The sequence below is a fragment of the Streptomyces sp. NPDC044719 genome, from assembly GCF_056433405.1.
Genome location: NZ_JBWKHE010000014.1, coordinates 94868 through 117026, shown reverse-complemented (window position 1 = coordinate 117026; position 22159 = coordinate 94868). Strand labels below are relative to the sequence as shown.

General features: G+C 72.1%; 19 protein-coding genes and 1 tRNA gene. 11 read left to right on the top strand and 9 right to left on the bottom strand.

What is annotated here, in order from left to right; all coding sequences use genetic code 11:
- Positions 1–91: 91 nt before the first annotated feature.
- Together AC07DF_RS39495 and AC07DF_RS39490 are read left to right on the top strand one after the other, a co-directional pair.
- A complete protein-coding gene (locus tag AC07DF_RS39495) occupies positions 92–1078 on the top strand; it encodes an aldo/keto reductase (RefSeq protein ID WP_478982091.1) in 987 nt (328 codons plus the stop codon).
- Complete coding sequence (locus tag AC07DF_RS39490; protein WP_478982089.1) at positions 1075–3255, top strand: helix-hairpin-helix domain-containing protein; 2181 nt, start codon at positions 1075–1077, stop codon at positions 3253–3255. Before AC07DF_RS39495 ends, AC07DF_RS39490 begins: the two co-directional genes overlap by 4 nt.
- 62 nt (positions 3256–3317) lie before the next feature.
- Here the strand turns inward: AC07DF_RS39490 and AC07DF_RS39485 are convergent, their stop codons facing one another.
- Positions 3318–4019 (bottom strand): hypothetical protein, encoded by a 702-nt coding sequence (locus AC07DF_RS39485; RefSeq protein ID WP_478982087.1) that lies wholly within the window; start codon positions 4017–4019, stop codon positions 3318–3320.
- A 47-nt stretch (positions 4020–4066) separates the two neighbouring features.
- Between AC07DF_RS39485 and AC07DF_RS39480 the strand changes: the two genes are divergently transcribed.
- Entirely contained in the window at positions 4067–4255 is a 189-nt protein-coding gene (locus AC07DF_RS39480; RefSeq protein WP_010045410.1) for a DUF5703 family protein, read from the top strand.
- 91 nt (positions 4256–4346) lie between these two features.
- Here the strand turns inward: AC07DF_RS39480 and AC07DF_RS39475 are convergent, their stop codons facing one another.
- From AC07DF_RS39475 to AC07DF_RS39465, 3 genes are all read right to left on the bottom strand, one after another.
- On the bottom strand, positions 4347–5213 hold the full coding sequence (locus AC07DF_RS39475; protein ID WP_478982084.1) for a chaplin family protein: 867 nt from the start codon (positions 5211–5213) through the stop codon (positions 4347–4349).
- Between the two features lie 131 nt (positions 5214–5344).
- Complete coding sequence (gene chpH, locus AC07DF_RS39470) at positions 5345–5578, bottom strand: chaplin ChpH (RefSeq protein WP_030608446.1); 234 nt, start codon at positions 5576–5578, stop codon at positions 5345–5347.
- A gap of 149 nt (positions 5579–5727) precedes the next feature.
- Complete coding sequence (locus AC07DF_RS39465; protein WP_478982081.1) at positions 5728–7053, bottom strand: M20/M25/M40 family metallo-hydrolase; 1326 nt, start codon at positions 7051–7053, stop codon at positions 5728–5730.
- A gap of 196 nt (positions 7054–7249) precedes the next feature.
- Here AC07DF_RS39465 and AC07DF_RS39460 point away from each other — a divergent pair.
- The 4 genes from AC07DF_RS39460 to AC07DF_RS39445 all read left to right on the top strand — a co-directional run bounded on the left by AC07DF_RS39460 (position 7250) and on the right by AC07DF_RS39445 (position 13267).
- A tRNA-Leu gene (locus AC07DF_RS39460) sits at positions 7250–7334 on the top strand.
- 280 nt (positions 7335–7614) lie between these two features.
- A complete protein-coding gene (locus AC07DF_RS39455; protein WP_478982079.1) occupies positions 7615–11481 on the top strand; it encodes a Pls/PosA family non-ribosomal peptide synthetase in 3867 nt (1288 codons plus the stop codon).
- Positions 11482–11555: 74 nt separating this feature from the next.
- A complete protein-coding gene (locus AC07DF_RS39450) occupies positions 11556–12887 on the top strand; it encodes a M1 family metallopeptidase (protein ID WP_478982077.1) in 1332 nt (443 codons plus the stop codon).
- Between the two features lie 5 nt (positions 12888–12892).
- Positions 12893–13267, top strand: coding sequence for a YchJ family protein (locus tag AC07DF_RS39445; RefSeq protein ID WP_478982075.1), 375 nt, complete (start codon positions 12893–12895; stop codon positions 13265–13267).
- Positions 13268–13280: 13 nt separating this feature from the next.
- Here the strand turns inward: AC07DF_RS39445 and AC07DF_RS39440 are convergent, their stop codons facing one another.
- Positions 13281–13982 carry a FadR/GntR family transcriptional regulator gene (locus tag AC07DF_RS39440; protein ID WP_478982073.1) on the bottom strand — a complete coding sequence of 234 codons (702 nt, stop codon included), beginning with the start codon at positions 13980–13982 and terminating at the stop codon, positions 13281–13283.
- A gap of 137 nt (positions 13983–14119) precedes the next feature.
- On the opposite strand from AC07DF_RS39440, the gene AC07DF_RS39435 reads away from it, so the two are divergent.
- Genes AC07DF_RS39435 through AC07DF_RS39420 form a run of 4 tightly spaced genes read left to right on the top strand, consistent with a single transcriptional unit; the run spans position 14120 to position 17924 of the window.
- On the top strand, positions 14120–14638 hold the full coding sequence (locus AC07DF_RS39435) for a gluconokinase (protein ID WP_382497895.1): 519 nt from the start codon (positions 14120–14122) through the stop codon (positions 14636–14638).
- A 49-nt stretch (positions 14639–14687) separates the two neighbouring features.
- Positions 14688–16085, top strand: a complete 1398-nt coding sequence (locus AC07DF_RS39430; protein ID WP_478982070.1) for a GntT/GntP/DsdX family permease — start codon at positions 14688–14690, stop codon at positions 16083–16085.
- A gap of 13 nt (positions 16086–16098) precedes the next feature.
- A complete protein-coding gene (locus AC07DF_RS39425) occupies positions 16099–16863 on the top strand; it encodes an SDR family oxidoreductase (RefSeq protein WP_193480350.1) in 765 nt (254 codons plus the stop codon).
- Positions 16864–16892: 29 nt separating this feature from the next.
- Positions 16893–17924, top strand: coding sequence for an L-idonate 5-dehydrogenase (locus tag AC07DF_RS39420; RefSeq protein ID WP_478982120.1), 1032 nt, complete (start codon positions 16893–16895; stop codon positions 17922–17924).
- 76 nt (positions 17925–18000) lie between these two features.
- On the opposite strand, the gene AC07DF_RS39415 is transcribed toward AC07DF_RS39420, so the two are convergent.
- From AC07DF_RS39415 to AC07DF_RS39400, 4 genes are all read right to left on the bottom strand, one after another.
- Positions 18001–18615 (bottom strand): cytochrome b/b6 domain-containing protein, encoded by a 615-nt coding sequence (locus AC07DF_RS39415; protein ID WP_478982067.1) that lies wholly within the window; start codon positions 18613–18615, stop codon positions 18001–18003.
- Positions 18599–19324, bottom strand: coding sequence for a molybdopterin-dependent oxidoreductase (locus AC07DF_RS39410; protein ID WP_478982118.1), 726 nt, complete (start codon positions 19322–19324; stop codon positions 18599–18601). The genes AC07DF_RS39415 and AC07DF_RS39410 overlap by 17 nt, the downstream gene beginning before the upstream one ends.
- A 159-nt stretch (positions 19325–19483) precedes the next feature.
- Positions 19484–21022, bottom strand: a complete 1539-nt coding sequence (locus AC07DF_RS39405; protein WP_478982065.1) for an APC family permease — start codon at positions 21020–21022, stop codon at positions 19484–19486.
- Positions 21023–21058: 36 nt separating this feature from the next.
- Complete coding sequence (locus AC07DF_RS39400; RefSeq protein WP_478982063.1) at positions 21059–22009, bottom strand: hypothetical protein; 951 nt, start codon at positions 22007–22009, stop codon at positions 21059–21061.
- Between the last annotated feature and the right edge of the window lie 150 nt (positions 22010–22159).

The following is a 22159-nucleotide window of genomic DNA, read 5'->3' as shown; positions in this document are numbered from 1 at the left end:
GTAACGTGCCTTGTCCGCAGACCATAGCGCCCGGAAATCGGTCGTCCACAGCCCCCCACACCGTAGGTTATGGCCAGTAATCTCGGCGTTCATGGAGCAGAGGCATCTCGGCCGCACCGGCCTTCGTGTGTCCCGGATCGGGCTCGGCACCCTGACCTGGGGGCGGGACACCGACGAGCACGACGCCGCGGACCTGATGAAGACGTTCTGGGAAGCGGGCGGGACCCTCGTCGACACCGCGGACGTGTACGGCGACGGAGAGGCCGAGTACCTGCTCGGCAGACTCATAGACGGCCTGGTGCCCCGCCGTGACCTGGTCATCTCGACCAAGGCCGGCAGCGTACCGGACCCCGACCGCCGCTTCGACGGCTCCCGCGGCCATCTGCTCTCCGCGCTGGACGCCTCGCTCTCCCGCCTCGGAACCGACTACGTCGACCTGTGGCACGTGCACGCCTTCGACCCGGACACCCCGCTGGAGGAGACCCTCCAGGCCCTGGACCTCGCGGTCGCCAGCGGCCGGGCCCGCTACGCCGCCGTCTCCAACTTCTGCGGCTGGCAGCTGGCCAAGGCCGCCACCTGGCAGCTCGCCTCCCCCGGCACGCGGACCCGGCTGGCGGGCACGCAGCTGGAGTACTCGCTGCTCCAGCGCGGCGTCGAGCGCGAGGTGCTGCCGGCCGCGCTGGACCTGGGCATCGGGCTGCTGCCGTCCTCCCCGCTGGGGCGCGGGGTGCTGACGGGCAAGTACCGGGGCGACACGACCCCGCCGGACTCGCGCGGTGCCTCGGAGCACCTCGCCCCGTTCGTCGCCCCGTACCTCGACGACACGGCGAGCCGCATCGTGGACGCCGTGACGACCGCCGCCGACGGCCTCGCGGTGTCGCCGCTCCAGGTGGCCCTGGCATGGGTCCGTGACCGGCCGGGCGTGGCCGCTCCCGTCGTCGGCGCGCGCAACGCGCAGCAGCTCACGGCCGCGTTGTCAGTGGAGGCCCTTAGTCTTCCTGACGAGATCTGCCGGGCGCTCGACGATGTGTCGGCGCCCGTGCACCGCTATCCCGATCACGACTGGAGCACGCTGTGAGCACGGAGCCGGAGACCACGGAGGACGCCGAGCCGGGGAAGCCGACCGGTGGTGCGGAGACCGAGGAGGCCCAAGGGGACGCGGCCGATGCCGGCCACGTGTCCGAGGCCGAGGCCGAGCTGCGGGCCCAGCAGGCCGAGCGGGAGCGCATCGAGCAGCGGAAGACCCAGAAGCAGGCGCCGATCGAGAGCGGCACCAAGCTGAGCGGCCAGGCGGCCGATCTGCTCGCCGCCGTACGGGCCGTGGAGAGCGGCGAGAAGCCGGCGGCCGCGGGGTTCGCGGAGCCCGCGCCGGCCCCCCGGCGCTCCGCTCCGGAGCCGGTACGGCGATCGCAGCCCGTGCCGGCCGAGACCGTCACCGCGTCGTCGGCTCCCGCACCGGAGGCGGTGCCGGCCGTGCTGCGGGTGCTCGGCGAGGGCGGCGCCCCGGAGACGCTCGCGCCGCAGGTGGCCGAGGCACTCGGCGAGGGTGCGGACGAGCGGCTGCGCGCGGACCCCTGGCAATTGCTGCGGGTCGCCGGTGTGCGGCCCGAGCAGGCCGACGGGTTCGCTCGGGCGCTGCTCGGCGCCGAGTGCGGCCCGGACGACGAGCGACGGGGCCGGGCCGTCACCGTCTGGCTCCTGGAGCAGGCCGCCCTGGCCGGGCACACGGCCCTGGAGATGCCGGCGCTTCTCGCGGCCTTGGCGCAGCGGGGCGTGCCGGAGCCCGACAGCGCCGTGCAGGGCGCGATCGCGGAGGGCGACGCGCTGGTCTTCCAGGACGCCCTGGAGGAGACCGGTGCGCCGGCCCGGGCGCAGCGGGACGACTCGGAGAAGGACGTCTCGGGGGAGGACGCCTCGGAGGAGGACGCCTCGGAGGAGGACGAGGAGCGCCCGGTCCGGGTGCTGGTCGGGCTCGAGCGGTACGCCCTCGCGGAGGAGAGCCTGGCCGATGGTCTGGCCCGGCTGGTCAACTCGGCGCCCAAGCAGGACGGTTCGGCCGAGGAGTGGGAGCGGATCGCCGCCGCGGCCCAGGGGTCGGCGGGTGAGCTGCTCCGCGCGGTCGCCGGTCATGGCCTGGTCCTGCACACCGGCGGGGAGGCGTCCCTGGCCGAACCGGCTGCGCTGCTGACCGCCGCGCACTCCCTCGGGCTGCGCGCCTGGGCCGCCGCGCATGGCCCGATCGGCCGGAACCGTTTCGCGGCTCTGCTGCGCTCCGGTCCGCAGGGCGCGGATGAGGGCCGCGCCCCCGTCGCCACCGTCTCCGGGCTGCTCGCGGGCCTCGAAGGGCCCGGCCGGGATGCCGAGGGGGCGCTGGATCTCGATCTGCTCGTCGTGCTCGACGCGCCGCAGCTCGACGTCGAGACGACGGCACTGCTGACGGAGTCGCTGCCCGACGGGGCGCGGCTGGTGCTGGCCGGGGACCCCTCGGTGCTGTGGTCCGTGGGGCCGGGGCGGGTGTTCGCGGATCTGCTCGCGGCGCGGATCTGCCCGCAGGTCGCCTCGCGGCGGCCGGACCCGGGGCCGCTGGGCGAGCTGGTCTCGGGGATCGGCATCGGCGAGCTGAACCCGGTCGAGGCCCCCGGCAAGGAGGTCGTGATCGTGCCGGTGCGGGACGCGGGCGAGGCGGTGCACCGGGCGGTGCAGCTCGTCGCCGACTCGGTGCCGCGGGCGATCGGCGTACCGGCCGAGGAGACGCAGGTGATCACACCGGGACACGGCGGCGCCGTCGGCACCCGCGCGCTCAACGCGGCGTTGAAGGAGCGGCTCAACCCGGGCCCGGGCCGCTTCGGCGGCTTCGACCCCGGTGACCGGATCGTCCTCTCCCCCGCGCCGGGCCGTGCGCTGCCGGGCCGTGTGGTGAAGGCGGACGCCGAGGGGCTCCATCTGTCGTGCGAAGGCGAGGACGTCGTCGTGCCGAAGGAACGGGTGGAGCAGTCCGTGCGGCACGGGTGGGCGCTGACCGCGCATCAGGCGGTGGGGAGCCGGTGGCCCGCGGTGGTCGTGGTGCTGCCCGGCGATGCCGCGCAGGCGCTCAGCCGGCCCTGGGTGTACACGGCGTTCGGGCGGGCCGACCGCCATCTGTCCGTGGTGCACGGCGTGGAACAGGCGTTGCCCAGGGCCGTGGCCGAGGTTCCGGCGAAGCCCCGGACCACCCGGCTTCCGGTGCTGCTCGCTCCGCAGGTCGACGGCAACTGACAACGGCGGTGGTCACGGGGACGGCCCCGTGACCACCGCCGTCGGGTGGCTGACGTGTGCGCTCAGCGGCGGTCCGCCTCCAAGGGCTCCAGGTCCTCGTCCTCGTCGAGGTCGGTGTCGAGGTCGTCCCCGTCCTCGTCTTCTTCGTCGTCGTCATCGTCCTCGACGTCGTCGAAGACCGCGCTGACGTCGAAGCGGCAGACCACCTGCTGCGGGTCGACCTGCTCGAACGGGGCCTCCAGCCACTCTCCGGGTTCGGCCTGTTCGTCCGCCGCCATCACCCAGAGCGTGGAGTCGCCCTCCTCGAGTCCGAACTCCTTGTGCCGGGAGGCGATCTCGTCGGGCTCGAACTCGCCGAACAGCAGGCCGAGCGCGCCATGGGTCGTCCCGGAGGCGGCCGGTCCGTCCTCGTCTTCCGCGGCCTCGATCCGCTGCGCGTGCGCCAGGAGACGCTGCGGCTCCGCCACCGCGTAGTCGCGGCGGATCAGTACGCTCAGCGCGTTCGGTTCCTCGGGGCCCGCGTACGGAGGCAGCGCGTCCTCCGCACCGGGGATCTCGAAGGGGGTGACCTCGTCGTATCGGTCGTAGAGCAGTTCGTCGTACACCTCTGCGGCCGCGGCCAGCTGGTTGAACGCCTCGTAGACGGCCGGGTCGTCCTCTCCCGACCTGCCTTCGACCGCGGCCAGGTGGCGGTCGAGCGCGGTCTTGACCGCCTCGGCGGCGGCGCGTACCTCGGCAGCGGTGGGCTGCGCAGCATCAGACATAGTGCAGACGCTATCCGTACCAGGCCCCAGCCCGCACAATAGATGCGATGCCGGAATACGAATTTGTCGACGTGTACGTACCGCGCGGGGTCTCCCGCAAGGAAACGGCACGTCTGCTGACGGACCACGCCGAGTACGGACACTGGGAGTTGCACCGTCTGAGCCTGCTGCGCGACGGCAGCCGCAAGGTGCGGTTGCGCCGGCGGATCATCCGCCAGGTGCGGGCCACGTGGTGAGCTGAGACGGCGCACCGGGAGAAGGCATACACGGGAGCGGGCCCCGCATCGGCGGGGCCCGCTCCGTTTGGCTGGGTGTCTGCCGCGGGTGTCAGGCCGAGGCACGCGCCTTGCGGTAGAGGATCGCGCCCGCCAGCAGCGCGCCCGCGCCGGCCGGCAGGGTGAGGCCGAGCGGCAGGCTGCTGCCGGTCTCCGCGAGCTGGGCGTCGCCCTTGGGCTGGGTGACGAACTGGCCGCCCGGCTCGTTCCCGGGGTTCTCAGGGTTGCCCGGGTTGCCGGGCTCCCCCGGGTTGCCAGGGTTCCCGGGCTCCCCCGGGTTGCCAGGCTCACCCGGGTCACCGGGCTCCCCCGGGTTTCCGGGCTCACCGGGATTCCCCGGCTCACCAGGGTTTCCGGGCTCACCCGGCTCACCAGGATTTCCGGGCTCGCCCGGGTTGCCAGGCTCACCCGGCTCACCGGGGTTCCCCGGCTCGCCCGGCTGCCCGGGCGTCTCGTATCCGCCGCCGGGCGGGTCGGTGTGATGCCCGCCGGAGCCGTTCGCGCAGTCGTTGCCCGTGGTGGAGTTGCCGACGCCGATGACGTCGACACTGTTGCCGCAGGCGTTCACCGGCACATGGACCGGCACCTGGACGTGGTTGCCCGAGCCGACGCCGGGCGAGTCACTGGCGTGGCCGCCCGCGTGCGAGCCGCCGTGGCCGCCCGGCGACGATCCACCGCCCTTGTTGGCACACGAGTTGCCCACCGACGGGTTGAGGACACCGATGACGTTGACCGTGTTCCCGCAGACGTTGACCGGCGCGTGCACCGGCGCCTGCACCGTGTTCCCGGAGAGCACGCCGGGCGAGCCCGAACTGGAGCCCTGCGCGCCCGAGTCGGCGTAAGCGGAGCCGCCCGCGGCGGCGATCACGCCGGTCGCGGCCGCCACGGTCATCAGACCCTTGCGGGTGACCTGTCGCATTGCTGAATACCTACCTTCGACCCTGTCTCGAATTCTTCTCGAATTCATCGAAAGAAGCGTTCGGTCCCGGAGCGCATGGCACGCGCTCCGGGACCGATGGCTTTTTGTCTCCCCTCAGCGAGGGGAAAGCATCACTTGTTGATGCAGGTGTTGCCGAAGGCGGGGTTCAGCAGCCCGATCACGGAGACCGTGTTGCCGCAGACGTTCACCGGGACGTGAACGGGCACCTGAACAACGTTGCCGGACAGGACACCCGGGGAGTGCACGGCGGCACCCTGGGCACCCGAGTCGGCGACGGCCAGGCCCGCGCCCGCGAGAACCAGCCCACCGGTGGCAGCCGCAGCAGCGACGACCTTCTTGATCATTATTCCTCCTAGTTGGCAAAGCGACCCATCTTGCGATCGCATTACCTGTAACGAGGAGGGAGTAATGAGGCTACGAGCTTATGGTCGCATTCACTCTTCCTAGTCGGTTCCGTACGGGCGAGCGAATAATTCCGTACGGCGGGGCCGATTCAGGACGCGTCGATGAACCGGTCGAGAACCCGCACGCCGAACTTCAGGCCGTCCACCGGCACCCGCTCGTCGACACCGTGGAACATGCCCGCGAAGTCCAGCTCCGGGGGAAGCTTCAGCGGTACGAAGCCGAAGCCCCGGATGCCCAGGTCGTCGAAGGACTTCGCGTCGGTGCCGCCGGAGAGCATGTAGGGGACGGCCTTGGCGGTCGGGTCCTCGGCCAGCAGCGAGGACTGCATCGCCGCCACGAGCGCCCCGTCGAAGGTGGTCTCGACGGCCTTGTCCGCGTGGACGTCCTCGCGCCGCACGTTCGGGCCGAGGATCCGGTCGAGGTCGGTGAGGAACTCCTCCTCGTACCCCGGCAGGAACCGGCCGTCGACGTGGGCGGTCGCCTCGCCCGGGATGACGTTGACCTTGTAGCCGGCGCCGAGCTGTGTGGGGTTGGCCGTGTTGCTCAGCGTCGCGCCGATGAGCTTGGCGATGCCGCCGAGCTTCGCCAGGGTCGACTCCATGTCCTCCGGGTCGAGCTCGGTGCCGAACGCGTCGCCGAGCTCGTCGAGGAAGGCGCGGGTGGTCTTGGTGACCCGCACCGGGAACTTGTGCCGCCCCAGCCGCGCGACGGCCTCCGACAGCTCGGTGATCGCGTTGTCGCGGTGGATCATCGACCCGTGCCCCGCCGTGCCGGCCACGGTGAGCTTCATCCAGTGCATGCCCTTCTCGGCCGTCTGGATCAGGTACAGCCGCCGCTGCTCGCTCACGGTGAAGGAGAACCCGCCCACCTCGCTGATCGCCTCGGTGACGCCCTCGAACAGGTCGGGGTGGTTGCGCACGAGGTGCTTGGCACCGTACGTACCGCCCGCCTCCTCGTCCGCGAGGAACGCGAGGACGATGTCGCGCGGGGGCTTGCGCCCGCTGCGCAGCCGGTCCCGGACGACCGCGAGGGTCATCGCGTCCATGTCCTTCATGTCGACGGCACCGCGGCCCCAGACGCAGCCGTCGGCGACCTCGCCGGAGAAGGGGTGGTGGGTCCAGTCGTCCGCGTTGGCCGGTACGACGTCGGTGTGGCCGTGGATGAGGAGCGCGGGCCGGGAGGGGTCCTCGCCCTCGATCCGGGCCACCGTGGAGGCGCGGCCCGGGTGCGACTCGAAGATCTGCGGTTCGAGCCCTACCTCCGCGAGCTTCTCGGCGACGTACTCGGCCGCCTTGCGCTCGCCCGGACCCGAGTGGTCGCCGTAGTTGCTGGTGTCGATCTGGATCAGCTCGCGGCAGAGGTCCACGACCTCGTCCTCGCCGGTGACGCTCCTGGCCGTGTCCGTCTCGCTCACGTGCTTCCTCCCGGTGTCACTGCTGGTGGGTCCCTCTCATCCTCTCTCTCCACGGCCCGCTCCCCAAGACCGCTTGCGGCCCGTCACGCGCCGTTCACACCCCGCCGGGGCTCGGGCGGGGGGTGATCGGCCACCCCTGAAAGCCTGGTAATGTTTACGTCGTCGCCGCGGGGAGAACCCACGCGACAGACACCTTGTCCGGGTGGCGGAATGGCAGACGCGCTAGCTTGAGGTGCTAGTGCCCTTTATCGGGCGTGGGGGTTCAAGTCCCCCCTCGGACACAGATCGAAAAGCCCCTCTCCTCGAGGGGCTTTTCGTCGTTTCCGCCCGGGACGCGAGGAATGTGGGCGATGTCTCGCCCGCCGGGAGAAGCGCAGGTGGGAGGGGGCGGCGCCGCGCCTGAGCGGTGTCTCGCGTTTGCCTCCGAGTGGCGGACATGACAGGACGAAGTCACCCGACCACTAGAGTATTGGGCTTGTTCGCGCCGGATCGGAACATCCCCAGGCAGACCTGCGGCCCGACGGCGCCCCGGATCGTCCGGGTTCGAGACGCGAGGATCCGATGGCCGCCCTGCACGAAAGCCCCGACCTCACTCTGCTGGACGGGGAGTGGAGCACAGGACTGCGCGACGTGGCCCGCTTCTCCGCCGGCCCCGCGGCCTCGCCCCGCACCCTGGTCGACATCTTCGAGGCATCCGTACGGGCGTATCCCGACGAGCCCGCGCTCGACGACGGCCACCGGCTGCTCACCTACCGCGCGCTGGCCGTCGAGGTGGAGAACCTGCGGCGGCGACTGGCCGCCGCGAAGGTCGGGCTCGGGGACCGCGTCGGGGTCCGGGTCCCGTCGGGCACCAACGACCTCTACGTGGCGATCCTCGCCGTGCTGGCCGCCGGTGCCGCCTACGTGCCGGTCGACGCCGAGGACCCCGACGAGCGGGCCGCGCTGGTCTTCGGCGAGGCCGGGGTGCGGGCGGTCATCGGGACCGGTCACGAGCTGACCGTCGGCGATGCCGCCGGGCACACCGCCGCCCGGCCCGGTGCCGGGCACGACGCGTGGATCATCTTCACCTCCGGCTCCACCGGGAAGCCCAAGGGCGTGGCCGTCGGCCACCGCAGCGCCGCCGCCTTCGTGGACGCGGAGGCCGCGCTGTTCCTGGCCGACGAGCCGATCGGGCCCGGTGACCGGGTCATGGCGGGGCTGTCCGTCGCGTTCGACGCGTCCTGTGAGGAGATGTGGCTGGCGTGGCGGCACGGCGCCTGTCTGGTGCCGGTGCCGCGCTCGCAGGTCAGGAGCGGTGCCGATCTCGGTCCCTGGCTGGTCGAGCAGGAGATCACCGTCGTGTCCACCGTGCCGACGCTGGCGGCGCTCTGGGAGCCGGAGACGCTCAACGACGTACGCCTGCTGATCTTCGGCGGCGAGGCGTGTCCGCCCGAGCTGGCGCAGCGTCTGGTGACCGAGGGGCGCGAGGTGTGGAACACCTACGGGCCGACCGAGGCGACCGTCGTGGCGTGCGCGTCGCTGATGAGCGGCGAGGAGCCGATCCGGATCGGGCTGCCGCTGGACGGCTGGGAGCTGGCCGTCGTGGACGAGGCCGGGGAGCCCGTGGCGATGGGCGGCAGCGGTCAGCTGGTGATCGGCGGGGTCGGGCTCGCCCGGTATCTCGACGCCGAGAAGGACGCGGAGAAGTACGCGCCGCTTCAGTCGCTGGGCTGGGAGCGGGCGTACCGCAGCGGTGACCTGGTGCGGGCCGAGCCGGAGGGGCTGGTCTTCCTCGGGCGGGCCGATGAGCAGATCAAGCTCGGTGGGCGCCGTATCGAGCTCGGTGAGGTGGATGCGTCGCTTCAGGCGCTGCCCGGGGTGGCCGGGGCGGCGGCCGCGGTGCGTACGGCCCGCAGCGGCAACGAGCTCCTCGTGGGCTACGTCGTCGTCCAGGACGGCTGGGACCACTCGGCCGCCGTCGAGCGGCTGCGCGCCGAGCTGCCCGCGGCTCTGGTGCCGTTGCTCGCGCCGGTCGACGAGCTGCCTACGCGCACGTCGGGCAAGGTGGACCGGAACGCGCTGCCCTGGCCGCTGGAGGGTCTGGAGACGGGCGGCCCGGCCGAGCCGCTGTACGGCACCGAGGCCTGGCTCGCCGAGCAGTGGACGGATGTCCTCGGCATTCCGGTGACCTCGGCCTCCGACGACTTCTTCGCGATCGGCGGGGGCAGTCTGGCCGCCGCCCAGCTGACGACGAGGCTGCGGACGCGCTACCCGAGCGCCGCCGTCCTCGACATCTACCAGCGGCCCGTCCTGCGGAAGCTGGTCCGGCATCTGGAGGAGTCGGTACAGGACGACAACGCCCAGCGGGTCGTGGCCCCGGTGCCGAGGCGTGCCCAGCTCGTCCAGCTCCTGCTCCTGGTTCCGCTGTTCACACTGCTCGGGCTGCGCTGGACCGTGCCGCTCGCCGCGCTCGGGAACGTGCTGCCCGGCTACGCCTGGCTGCCGACCGCGCCCTGGTGGCTGGTCGCGGCCGGTGCCGTGGTGCTCTTCAGCCCGCCCGGGCGTCTGGCGCTCGCCGCGGGCGGGGCCCGGTTGCTGCTGCGGGGGGTGCGGCCCGGCCGTTACCCGCGTGGCGGGAGCGTCCATCTGAGGCTGTGGGCGGCCGAGCGGCTGGCCGAGTTCAGCGGGGCGACCTCACTGACCGGATCCTGGCTGGAGCGGTACGCGCGGGCGCTGGGCGCCAGGGTCGGGCAGGACGTGGACCTGCACTCGCTGCCGCCGGTCACCGGCATGCTCAAGCTGGGCCGGGGCGCCGCCGTCGAGTCCGAGGTGGACCTGTCCGGGTACTGGCTGGACGGTGACCGGCTGGAGGTCGGGCCGGTGAAGGTGGGCGCGCACGCCGTCGTCGGCACGCGCAGCCTGCTCTTCCCGGGCGCGCGGGTGGGCAAGCGGGCCGAGGTGGCGCCGGGTTCGGCGGTCACCGGACAGATCCCCACCGGGCAGCGGTGGGCGGGCGCGCCCGCGGTCAAGCTGGGCCGGGCCAAGCGCAACTGGCCGAAGGACCGGCCCGGGCGGGGCGCGTTCTGGCGGGTGATGTACGGCGTGACGGGTTTCGCGCTGACCGCGTTGCCGGTGGTCTCGGCGGCTGCCGCGCTGCTGGTGGCGGGGCTGTTCGTCGGTCCGGGCGCCGGGCTCGGTGCGGCCCTGCGTGGTGCCGTGCTCGCGTTGGTGCCTGCGACGCTCGCCTTCGGGCTGGCGTACGCGCTGCTGCTGGTGGTCGGCGTTCGGCTGCTGAGCCTGGGGCTGCGGGAGGGCACGCACGCCACGCACAGCCGGGTGGGCTGGCAGGCCTGGACCGTGACCCAGCTGATGGACCGGTCGCGGGACACGCTCTTCCCGCTGTACGCGGGGCTGGTCACGCCGGTGTGGCTGCGGCTGCTCGGGATGCGGATCGGGCGGCGGGCCGAGGTGTCCACCGTGCTGGCCCTGCCCAGTCTGACCACGGTCGGTGAGGGCGCGTTCCTGGCGGACGACACCCTGACCGCGCCGTACGAGCTCGGCGGCGGCTGGCTGCGGATCGGGCGCGCGGAGATCGGCCGGCGTGCCTTCCTCGGCAATTCGGGGATGACCGCGCCGGGGCGCAGCGTGCCGGACGGCGGCCTGGTGGGTGTGCTGTCGGCGACGCCGAAGAAGGCCAAGAAGGGCAGCTCGTATCTGGGGCTGCCGCCCGTGAAGCTGCCGCGGGCCGCGTCCGACGGCGACCAGAGCCGTACCTACGACCCGCCCGCGCGGCTGCTGTGGGCGCGCGGTCTCGTGGAGCTCTGCCGGATCGTGCCGGTGTTCTGCTCGGCGGCGCTGGCGGTGGGGACGGCGGCGGCGCTGTGCGCGCTCGGGGTGTGGGCTCCCCTGCTGTCCGGTCTTGTGCTGCTCGGGGCGGGCTGCGCGGCGGGGCTCGTCTCGATCGCTGCGAAGTGGCTGCTCGTGGGCCGGCATCGCCGGGCCGAGCACCCTCTGTGGAGCTCCTTCGTGTGGCGCAACGAGCTGGCGGACACCTTCGTCGAGGTGCTGGCCGTGCCGTGGCTGGCCGGTTCGGTGCCGGGTACGCCGCTGCTGTCGGCGTGGCTGCGCGGACTCGGCGCGCACATCGGCCGGGGGGCGTGGGTGGAGAGCTACTGGCTGCCGGAGACGGATCTGGTGACGCTCGGGGACGCGGCGACCGTGAACCGGGGCTGTGTGCTCCAGACCCACCTCTTCCACGACCGGATCTTGCGGACGGATACTGTGGTCCTCCGTGAGGGCGCCACTCTGGGCCCGGGCGGAATCATCCTGCCCGGCAGCGCCGTCGGGGCCCGCGCCACGCTGGGTCCGGCGTCCCTGGTGATGGCCGCGGAGTCCGTGCCCGACGACACGCGCTGGCTGGGCAACCCGATCGAGGCATGGCGTCGCTAGGCACAACCCCCGCGGGGCGGGGGCCGGCGGACGGCAGGCATCGTACGAGCGCAGCGCAGGGAGCAGACGCAACAGTGGCGGTTCAGCAGTCAGTGGGTCAGGACCCGTATTTCCCGGGCAACGGTGACCTCCGGTACCGGGTGCACCGGTACGAGCTCACGCTGGACTACCGCCCCGCGCCGAACCGGCTGTCGGGGACCGCGCGGATCAACGCCATCGCGGGCCGCGGGCAGCTCACCGAGTTCCAGCTGAACCTCGCGGACTTCCGGGTGGGCCGGGTGAAGGTCGACGGCCGCACGCCGCACTACACGCACCGGGGCGGCAAGCTGCGCGTGCGTCCGGCGAAGCCGGTGCGCGCCGGTGCGGCCTTCACCGTCGAGGTGCAGTGGTCGGGCAACCCCCGGCCGGTGAACAGTCCCTGGGGCGGCCTCGGCTGGGAGGAGCTGGAGGACGGGGCGCTGGTGGCGAGCCAGCCGGTCGGGGCGCCGTCGTGGTACCCGTGCAACGACCGGCCCGCCGACAAGGCCTCGTACCACATCTCGGTCACGACGCCGTCGGCCTACGCGGTGGTGGCCGGTGGACGCCTGCTGACCCGCACGACGAAGGCCTCGACGACCACCTGGGTGTACGAGCAGGCTGCGCCAACGTCCAGCTATCTGGTGGGGCTGTCGATCGGGAAGTACCAGACCGTGCTGCTGGGCGACCCGGGGCCGGGCGGGGTTCCGCAGCACGGGCACATCCCGGCGCATCTGCTCCCCCGGTTCGCCCGGGACTTCGCACGGCAGCCCGCGATGATGGACCTGTTCCAGGAGCTGTTCGGGCCGTACCCGTTCGACGAGTACGCGGTCGTCGTGACCGAGGAGGAGCTGGACGTCCCCGTCGAGGCGCAGGGGTTGTCGCTGTTCGGGTCCAACCACGTGGACGGGGAGCGGGGTTCGGAGCGGCTGGTCGCGCACGAGCTGGCGCACCAGTGGTTCGGCAACAGCGTGTCCATCGCCGACTGGCGGCAGATCTGGCTGAACGAGGGGTTCGCGAAGTACGCCGAGTGGCTGTGGTCGGAGCGCTCGGGAGGGCGCAGTGCGCAGCAACTGGCCGCCGGTGCGCACCGGTTGCTGTTCTCGCTGCCTCAGGATCTCCGGCTGGCCGATCCGGGGCGGAAGTCGATGTTCGACGACCGTCTCTACCAGCGGGGCGGGCTCGTCCTGCACGCGGTGCGGTGCGCCCTGGGCGACGACGCGTTCTTCCGCATGCTGCGCGGATGGGCGGGGCAGCATCGGGGCGGGGCCGTGACGACGGCGAACTTCACCGCGCACGTGGGGCGGTTCACGGACGAGCCGCTGGACGGGCTGTTCGACGCCTGGCTGTACGGGACCGCGCTGCCACCGCTGCCCGGTTCGGGAGAATGAGCGGCATGACCACGCGTTCCTGCCCGTGCGGGCTGTCCCGGACCTACGAGACGTGCTGCGGCCGGTTTCACTCCGGTGCCGCTGCCGCGCCGACCGCCGAGGCGTTGATGCGCTCGCGGTACAGCGCCTTCGTGAAGGGGGACGCCGGGTATCTGCTGCGGACGTGGCATCCGCGGACGCGGCCCGGGCGGCTCGAGCTGGACGCGGGGATGCGGTGGACCGGGCTGGAGATCCTGGACACGAGTGGCGGGTCCGCGTTCCACACCAGCGGGACCGTGACCTTCCGAGCCTCGTACCGGGGCGGATCGCTGCACGAGCGGAGCCGGTTCGAGCGGGTGGACGGGGCCTGGGTCTACGTCGACGGAGACATCCTCGGCTGACAGCCGCTGAGAACTAGGGCGCCAGGATGTCCAGTTCCTGGAGGGCGCCGACCGTGATCTCGCGGGTCAGTTCCTCCGCACGGGCCGCGTCGCCCGCGCGGACCGCCTCGGCGACCTGGACGTGCAGGGTGACGGCGGCCGGGTCGGGGTCCTCGAACATCACGTCGTGGTGGGTGCGGCCGGCCAGGACCTCGGCGACGACGTCGCCGAGGCGGGCGAACATCTCGTTGCCGGAGGCGGCCAGGACGGCGCGGTGGAAGGCCACGTCGTGGACGAGGTACTCCTCCAGCTTGTGACCGCGGGAGTTGGCGACCATGCCGAGGGCGCACTCGGTGAGCTCGGCGCACTGCTCGGCGGTGGCGTGCCGGGCGGCGAGGCCCGCCGCGACCGGTTCGATCGCCGAGCGCAGCACCGTGAGGGACCGCAGCTGCTGTGGCCGGTCGGCGCCGGCCAGGCGCCAGCGGATGACCTCGGGGTCGTAGACGTTCCACTCGGACTTGGGGCGGACCGTCACGCCGACGCGGCGGCGGGACTCGACCAGGTGCATGGACTCCAGGACGCGGACCGCCTCGCGCATCACGGAGCGCGACACGTCGAAACGCTGGGCCAGCTCGTCGGTTCGCAGCACGCTGCCCGGCGGGTACTCGCCCGCCGTGATCTCGGGGCCGAGGGTGTCCAGTACATGGCCGTGCAGCCCTCGACCCGGTGTGCTCATGCACTCAGCGTACGGGGTAGATCACGGAGACAAAAAGTCAGACTTATTTGTCACGGCCTCTTGAATTAGTCGTACCTAATGGGTTTCAGTTGCGTCGACATCACGTGTCGACGAAGACAGCAGACAGTGAGGCAGCGATGAACACCCCCCACGTCGTCGTGGTCATGGGCGTCGCGGGCACCGGCAAGACCACCATCGGTCCCCTGCTCGCGGCCCGGCTCGGCGTTCCCTACGCCGAGGGCGACGACTTCCACCCGCAGGCCAACATCGCCAAGATGTCGGCCGGTACGCCCCTCACGGACGAGGACCGCTGGCCCTGGCTGGACGCCATCGGCGCGTGGGGGCACGGACGGGCCGGGCTCGGCGGGGTGGTCAGCTGCTCGGCACTGAAGCGGTCGTACCGCGACCGGCTGCGGGCCGCCGCGCCCGGCGTGGTCTTCGTGCACCTCGCGGGCGACCGCGCGCTGATCGAGGACCGGATGTCGCACCGGCAGGGGCACTTCATGCCCACGGCGCTGCTCGACTCCCAGTTCGCCACGCTCCAGCCGCTGGAGAGCGACGAGGCGGGGGTCCGGGTGGACGTCCTGGGCAGCCCGGAGGAGATCACCGAACGGGCCGCGAGCGCGCTCGAGGATCTCCCCGAGCCCGTCCAGTAGCCCCTGCCTCCCTTCCTACGACTCCCCTCACCCCAAGGACACCTCACCCGTGACCAGACTCAGCGTCGAGATGCTGGCAGCGGACGCACCCGAGCCGATCACCTCGGCCGGCCACGCTCAGCTGGGCATCGCCGTTCTGGCGGGCATCGCCGTCATCGTCCTGCTCATCACCAAGTTCAAGCTGCACGCGTTCCTGGCGCTGACCATCGGGTCACTGGCGCTCGGCGCGATCGCCGGGGCTCCGCTGGACAAGGTCCTCACCAGCTTCAGCGCCGGGCTCGGCACCACGGTCGCCGGCGTCGGCGTGCTGATCGCCCTGGGCGCGATCCTCGGCAAGATGCTCGCCGACTCCGGGGGCGCCGACCAGATCGTCGACACCATCCTGGAGAAGGCCGGCGGGCGGTCGATGCCGTGGGCGATGGTGCTGATCGCCTCCGTGATCGGACTGCCGCTCTTCTTCGAGGTCGGCATCGTGCTGCTGATCCCGGTGGTGCTGATGGTCGCCAAGCGGGGCAACTACTCGCTGATGCGCATCGGCATCCCGGCGCTCGCGGGCCTGTCCGTGATGCACGGCCTGGTGCCCCCGCACCCCGGTCCGCTGGTCGCGATCGACGCGGTCGGGGCCGACCTCGGCGTGACGCTGGCGCTCGGTGTCCTGGTCGCCGTTCCCACGGTGATCATCGCCGGTCCGGTGTTCTCGAAGTACGCCGCCCGCTGGGTGGACGTGCCCGCCCCCGACAACATGATTCCGCAGCGCGCATCCGAGGACCTGGAGAAGCGCCCCGGCTTCGGCGCCACGCTGTTCACGGTCCTGCTGCCGGTGATCCTCATGCTGGCCAAGGCACTCGTCGACATCGTCATCGACGATGTGGAGAACCCGGTCCAGCGCGTCTTCGACGTCATCGGCGCCCCGATGATCGCGCTGCTCGCCTCGGTGCTGGTCGGTATCTTCACGCTGCTGCGGCCCGCCGGGTTCTCCAAGGAGCGGATATCGCCGCTCGTCGAGAAGAGCCTCATGCCGATCGCGGGCATCCTGCTGATCGTCGGCGCGGGCGGCGGCTTCAAGCAGACGCTGATCGACACCGGCGTGGGCCAGATGGTCCTGGAGATCTCCGAGGACTGGTCGATCCCGGCGCTGCTGCTGGCCTGGCTGATCGCGGTGGCGATCCGGCTGGCGACCGGTTCGGCGACGGTGGCGACGGTCTCGGCGGCCGGTCTGGTCGCCCCGCTCGCGGCCGACATGTCGACGACGCACGCCGCCCTGCTCGTCCTGGCCATCGGCGCCGGCTCGCTCTTCTTCAGCCATGTGAACGACGCCGGGTTCTGGATGGTGAAGGAGTACTTCGGGCTCTCCGTCGGCCAGAACATCAAGACCTGGTCCGTCATGGAGACGATCATCTCGGTGGTCGCCGGCGGCATCGTCCTGCTGTTGTCCTTGGTGATCTAGGAGAGGTACGGCCATGACTGCTCACCCCCTGTTCGACATCGGCGGCCGTACGGCCCTGGTGACCGGCTCCAGCCGGGGCATCGGACTCGCCCTCGCCCGTGGTCTGGCGGAGGCCGGCTGCACGGTCGTCCTGAACGGACGCGACAAGGACCGCCTCGCCGAGGCCGCCGCCGGGCTGCCCGGCGACAAGGTGCACACGGCCGCGTTCGACGTGACCGACGGATCGTCCGTGGCGGACGGGATCGCCGAGGTCGAGGAGCGGGTCGGCCCGCTCGACATCCTCGTCAACAACGCGGGCATGCAACTGCGCGCCCCGCTGCTGGAGTTCACCGACTCCGACTGGCACCGGATCCTGGACACCAACCTGACCAGTGCCTTCCTGACCGGCCGTGAGGCGGCGCGCCGGATGACGGAACGCGGCCACGGCAAGATCATCAACATCTGCTCGCTGCAGAGCGAGGTCGTACGGCCCGGGATCGCGCCGTACGCAGCGACCAAGGGCGCGCTGAAGATGCTCACCAAGGGCATGTGCGCGGACTGGGGCCCGAGCGGTGTGCAGGTCAACGGGCTCGGCCCGGGCTATATCGAGACCGAGCTGACCAAGCCCCTCGTCGACGACGAGGAGTTCAGCGCCTGGGTGCGGCGGCGGACCCCGGCCGGGCGCTGGGGCCGTACGCAGGACCTGGTGGGCGGGGTGCTGTTCCTCGCCTCGCCTGCCGCCGACTTCATCAGCGGGCAGGTGCTGTACGTCGACGGCGGTATGACGAGCGTGCTGTGACCATTGCTGTGACCGATCAGGAGGTTTCGATGCTGGGTTGTGTGATTCACGGTCAGGACGACCTCCGGGTCGCGGAGTTGCCGGTCCCCGAGCCCGGGCCGGGGCAGGCGCTGGTCGCCGTCCGGTACGGCGGGGTGTGCGGGTCCGATCTGCACTACTGGCGGCACGGCGGCGTCGGGGACTTCCGGCTCAGGGAGCCGATGGTGCTCGGGCACGAGGTCGTCGGCACGGTGCTCGCGTACGGGGACGGTGCCTCGGGCCCGGCGCCGGGTACGGCCGTGGCCGTGCACCCGGCGACCCCGTGCGGAGTGTGCCCGGAGTGCTCGGGCGGGCGGCGGAACGTGTGCCGGGACACCAGCTATCTGGGCAGTGCGGCGCGTTTCCCGCATGTGCAGGGCGGGTTCGCGGCGCGGGTGGTCGTGCCGAGTGAGCAGTTGCGGGCGTTGCCGGACGGTCTGGAGCTGCGCCGGGCCGCGCTCGCCGAGCCGCTGTCCGTCGCGCTGCACGCGGTGCGGCGGGCCGGGGACGTGGCCGGGCGGCATGTTCTGGTGACCGGTGCCGGGCCGATCGGGTGTCTGGTGATCGCGGCGGCGAAGGCGGCGGGGGCGGCGCGGGTCACGGTGACGGACCTGCTGCCCGAGGCGCTGGAGTATGCCCGGGTCGCCGGGGCGGAGACGGTTGTGCGGGCCGATGACCCGGATGACGCCGGGTGGCCCGATGAGGTCGATGTGGCGATCGAGGCGTCCGGGGTGGCGGCGGGGCTTGACGCGTGTCTGCGGCGGGTGCGGCGGGGTGGGGTCGTCGTGCAGTTGGGGATGTTGCCGCCGGGGCAGAGTCCGTTCGCGGGGAACCTTGTGGTGAGCCGGGAGATCGAGCTTCGGGGGGCGTTCCGGTTCGATACGGAGTTTGACGCGGCGTTGGAATTGCTGGCTGTGGAGCCCGCGTTTGATGGGCTTGTCAGTGCGGTGGTTCCGGCCCGGGAGGCCGAGTCTGCCTTTGCGTTGGCCGCTGACCGGACTCGGTCCTGCAAGGTGCTGTTGGATTTCGCCGTTGCGCCGTAGGTGGTTGATGTTGTCCGGGGGCTGCGGGTGCGTTGTGGCTTGTCGCGCGGTTCCCCGCGCCCCTGGAGGGCGTGAACTACGAGCGCCATAGAGAGTGCTGTCGGGTTGCCCAGTCTTTGCTCACCCTGCCCGTTCTCATCCCTCTGCGCGCCTCCGGGTCGGCCACCGCCATGCCGATGTGGCCGGCCAGGACTATGCCGATGGTGAGGGCCAGCCAGTCGTGGACGAAAGTCGCGCTGGTGCGCCAGAGCAGGGGGGTGAGGTGGGTGAACCACATCATCAGGCCGGTGGCGAGCATGACGAGGGTGGCTCCGGCGATCCAGGCGGCGTAGATCTTCTGGCCGGCGTTGAACTTGGCGGCCGGGCGGGAAGCGGGCCGTTTGTCGCGGTGCAGGGCGGCGCGCAGCCAGATGCGGTCGTGGGGGCCGAAGCGGTTGAGCCGGCCGAGGTCGGCTCGCAAGGCGCGGGAGGCGAGGCCTGCCAGGACCGGGACGGGCAGGGCGAGGCCCGACCACTTGTGCAGGGTGACGACCAGCGCGCGGCGGCCCACGAGTTCGGCGAGCTGGGGGACGTAGAGGCAGGCCGCCGTCAGGACGCAGACGCCCATCAGGGCGGCCGTCGTGCGGTGGATCCAGCGCTCGGCCGGGGTGAAGCGGCTGACCTCGGCCGCGGTGTCAGCTCGTGGGTGCATCGTCGCGTCCGTTCGAGCGGCCCACCCAGGCGTCGATGTCGTAGCCGCGCTCCTCCCAGTAGCCCGGCTCGACGTCGTCGGTGAGGGTGATGCCGGAGAGCCACTTGGCGGACTTGTAGAAGTACATGGGCGCGACGTAGAGCCGGGCCGGGCCGCCGTGGGAGTGGCCGAGGTCCTTGTCCTGCATGCGCAGGGCGACCAGGACGTCGGCGCGGCGGGCCTGGGCGAGGGTCAGGCTCTCCGTGTAGGTGCCGTCGAAGCAGGTGAAGCGGATCGCCTTCGCGGTGGGGCGTACGCCGGCCGCGTCGAGGAGCCGGGACAGGCGTACGCCTTCGAACGGCGTGTCCGGGACCCGCCAGCCGGTGACGCACTGGACGTCGCGGACCAGGCGGGTCTGCGGCAGGGCTTTCAACGCGTCCAGCGTGTAGGTCGTGGGCCGGTCGACCAGGCCGTCCACCTTCAGGCGGTAGGTGGCGGCGTTCTTGCGCGGGACGGACGAGGCGACCGAGTAGTAGCGGAAGCCGCCGCCGTTAGGGAGCAGTCCGGTCAGGCCGGTGGGGTCCTTGTCGGCGGCGCCGCCGAGGAAGCCCTCCAGGCCGCGCTGCAGCTTGGGCGCGGCGGCGACGCCGAGGGCGCCCAGGGCGAGGGTGCCGAGGAAGACGCGGCGGCCGACCGGGGTGCCCCGCTCCTCGGGGTGTCCGTCGTTCACGCCGTCTTGTACGTCCTCGGGCACGCCCCCATTCACGGCCTTGTCCGGGTTCTCGTTCACGTTCTCATTCGAACACCCGCGGCCCCGGCAGGACAGGGATCGCGGGTGCTCGTCAGAGTTCCGTAACCACTTCTTACGCCGGGTCCTGCGTGGGGTGCCTCAGGACGACGCCGCCTTGTCCAGCTGGAACGCCTCGTTGCCGAGCCCGATCCGGGCGTGCCTCTCGGGGGCGCGGGCGCGCAGCACCAGGCCCAGGACCAGGCCCGCGACCAGGGCGAGCCCGATGACGCCGGGCAGCACCCAGCTCAGCGAGGAGTCCGGGCCGGCGCCGACCAGCACCTCGAAGTCCTTCACGGTGTAGCCGGCGATCACGAGCAGGGCGAGACCCGACAGCGTGGCGGTGACCAGCCGCCAGGCCTGGGCTCCTGCGGCGCCGCGGCGGACGAAGAAGACGACGACCGACAGGGAAGCCGCGGCCATCAGGACGATCACGCCGAGGGCGCCGATGTTGCCGAGCCACGTGAAAAGCTGCAGCACGGGCGCGGTCGGGTCACCGACCGGCTTGTCGTCGGCGAGGGCGAAGGCGATCACGACCACCACGGCCACGACGGTCTGCAGCAGCGAGCCGGTGCCGGGGGCGCCGCTGGTGCCGCTGGTGCGGCCGAAGGCGGCGGGCAGCAGGCCCTCGCGGCCCATGGCGAAGGCGTACCGGGCGACGACGTTGTGGAAGCTGAGCAGGGCGGCGAACATGCCGGTGACGAACAGGACGTGCAGGACGTCCGTGAAGGTGCCGCCGAGGCGGGACTCGGTGAGGAAGAACAGCAGTCCGGCGCTCTGCTTCTGGGCCGTGCCGACGATCGCGGAGGGGCCGGTGGCGACCGTGAGGGCCCAGCTGCTCAGCGCGAAGAAGACGGCGACCCCGCCGACGGCGAAGAACATCACGCGCGGCACCAGGACGTGCGGGCGGCTGGTCTCCTCGGCGTAGACGGGGGCCTGCTCGAAGCCGAGGAACGCGGCGATGCAGAAGCACAGGGCGGTGCCGACGCCCGCGCCGGTGAGCGTGTCGGGGTTGAAGGCGTGCAGCGACAGGCCCTCATTTCCGGGGTCGGCGAGGGCGGCGACGTCGAAGATCACGACGAGGAGCACCTCGATGACCAGCAGCACGCCGAGCACCCGTGCGTTGACGTCGATCTTCAGCCAGCCGAGCAGTCCGACGGCGAGGGCGGCCACCAGGGCCGGTATCCACCAGGCGATCTCCACGTCGGCGTAGGTGGCGAGGAGCCCGGAGACCTCGAAGCCGAAGATGCCGTAGATGCCGATCTGGAGGGCGTTGTAGGCGACGAGGGCGACCAGGGCGGCCCCGGCGCCGGCCGTGCCGCCGAGGCCGCGGGAGATGTAGGCGTAGAAGGCGCCCGCGTTGTGGACGTGGCGGCTCATCTCGGCGTAGCCCACGCTGAACAGGATCAGGACGACGCCGAGGACGACGAAGAGCAGCGGCTGGCCGACGATGCCCATCACCGCGAATGTAGTGGGCATGACACCAGCGACCACCATGAGCGGGGCGGTCGCCGCGAGGACGGAGAGCAGCAGCCCCCCGGTGCCGAGACGGTCGGCACGCAGGGCGCGCTCCTGCCCCTTGAACGTACTGATGCCGCCGCCGGCGGCGGACGTGCTCGTACTCGAACTGTCCGTGGTCATCGGGAGAGCGTCCTCACTTCTGGGGGGTGGCGGGGGTCAGGCCGTGCCGAGCGCGCCGGCGCGGGCGGCGGCGAAGGCGGTGTGCGGGTCGCGGTCCGGGTACGACCAGGGCGCCGGGGTGGCGTACCGGCCGATCCGGTGGAACAGGGCGGCGGCCTCGGCGCCCCGCCCCTCGCAGAACTTGGCGTGGGCGAGGAAGTTCAGGTCGATCAGCCGGCGCGGGTGGCCCTCCAGCTCCCACTCCAGCCACCAGTCGAAGGCGGCCTTCATCACCTGCCGGGCGCGGCGGCCGGCCCAGTGGCCCGAGGCCGCCGGATCGGCGGGCTCGTACCCGGCGGCGGCCAGCACGCGGTAGCGCTCGGCGTGGGCGATGACGGGCAGGATCGCGAGCGGGGAGTCGGCCGGTGCCTGTTCGGCGGCCCAGTTGGCGAAGTCGTAGACCTCGTGCAACGGGTCCGGGCCGGCCTCGGTGCGGCGTGCGGCGAGCCGGGCGACCATCAGGTGGTGGGCGTGGTGGTGGTCGGCGTACCGGCCGCGGACCGCCTCGAACTGCCGGACCACGTCCATGTCCCTGCCGGTAGCGCACTCCAGCATGAGCAGGCCGAGCCAGGGGGTGGGATCGGCCGGGGCGCGGGCGACGGCACTCTCGCAGGCCTCGCGGGCGCGGACCGGCTTGCCCTTGCCGCGCAGCACCCGCCTGACCTCGGCGAGGGCGAGCAGGACGGAGGCGTCGGCGGACTCGGGTTCGGCGAGCAGCCACTCACGGGCCCAGGCGGCGCAGTAGGACTCCCCCGCGAGGACCGTGATCCGGTGGCCGCGGCGGTCCCAGTCGTCTCCGGTCCGGACCAGCAGGGAACGGACGTGCTGCCAGCGGCCCTGCGCCAGCGCGGCGCGCGCGGCCACGAGGTCGGCGTCGTCGAGGGCCTCGTCGAAGGCCTGTGCCGCACGTCTGCGGCCACGGCCGAGGGGAGGCGGGGGTGGGGACACCGCGGAACTTCCTCACGCGCTCTTCTTGTGTTTCGGCTCACGGCGGTCGATGGGGGCGCGGGTGTGCGCAATGCCATGAACTGATCACGCACAGCCAACCCCCAGCCAACGGTTGACGTCAAGGGTCGCCGTGGCGTTACACGCGTCAAC

What these genes read in the sequence shown, in the direction of transcription:
- AC07DF_RS39480 (WP_010045410.1), top strand. Translation starts at nt 4,067, where the DNA reads ATGCCGGAATACGAATTTGTCGACGTGTACGTACCGCGCGGGGTCTCC.
- AC07DF_RS39435 (WP_382497895.1), top strand. Translation starts at nt 14,120, where the DNA reads ATGAACACCCCCCACGTCGTCGTGGTCATGGGCGTCGCGGGCACCGGC.
- AC07DF_RS39455 (WP_478982079.1), top strand. Translation starts at nt 7,615, where the DNA reads ATGGCCGCCCTGCACGAAAGCCCCGACCTCACTCTGCTGGACGGGGAG.
- AC07DF_RS39440 (WP_478982073.1), bottom strand. Translation starts at nt 13,982, where the DNA reads ATGAGCACACCGGGTCGAGGGCTGCACGGCCATGTACTGGACACCCTC.
- AC07DF_RS39425 (WP_193480350.1), top strand. Translation starts at nt 16,099, where the DNA reads ATGACTGCTCACCCCCTGTTCGACATCGGCGGCCGTACGGCCCTGGTG.
- AC07DF_RS39495 (WP_478982091.1), top strand. Translation starts at nt 92, where the DNA reads ATGGAGCAGAGGCATCTCGGCCGCACCGGCCTTCGTGTGTCCCGGATC.
- chpH (WP_030608446.1), bottom strand. Translation starts at nt 5,578, where the DNA reads ATGATCAAGAAGGTCGTCGCTGCTGCGGCTGCCACCGGTGGGCTGGTT.
- AC07DF_RS39405 (WP_478982065.1), bottom strand. Translation starts at nt 21,022, where the DNA reads ATGACCACGGACAGTTCGAGTACGAGCACGTCCGCCGCCGGCGGCGGC.
- AC07DF_RS39485 (WP_478982087.1), bottom strand. Translation starts at nt 4,019, where the DNA reads ATGTCTGATGCTGCGCAGCCCACCGCTGCCGAGGTACGCGCCGCCGCC.
- AC07DF_RS39475 (WP_478982084.1), bottom strand. Translation starts at nt 5,213, where the DNA reads ATGCGACAGGTCACCCGCAAGGGTCTGATGACCGTGGCGGCCGCGACC.
- AC07DF_RS39420 (WP_478982120.1), top strand. Translation starts at nt 16,893, where the DNA reads ATGCTGGGTTGTGTGATTCACGGTCAGGACGACCTCCGGGTCGCGGAG.
- AC07DF_RS39415 (WP_478982067.1), bottom strand. Translation starts at nt 18,615, where the DNA reads ATGCACCCACGAGCTGACACCGCGGCCGAGGTCAGCCGCTTCACCCCG.
- AC07DF_RS39445 (WP_478982075.1), top strand. Translation starts at nt 12,893, where the DNA reads ATGACCACGCGTTCCTGCCCGTGCGGGCTGTCCCGGACCTACGAGACG.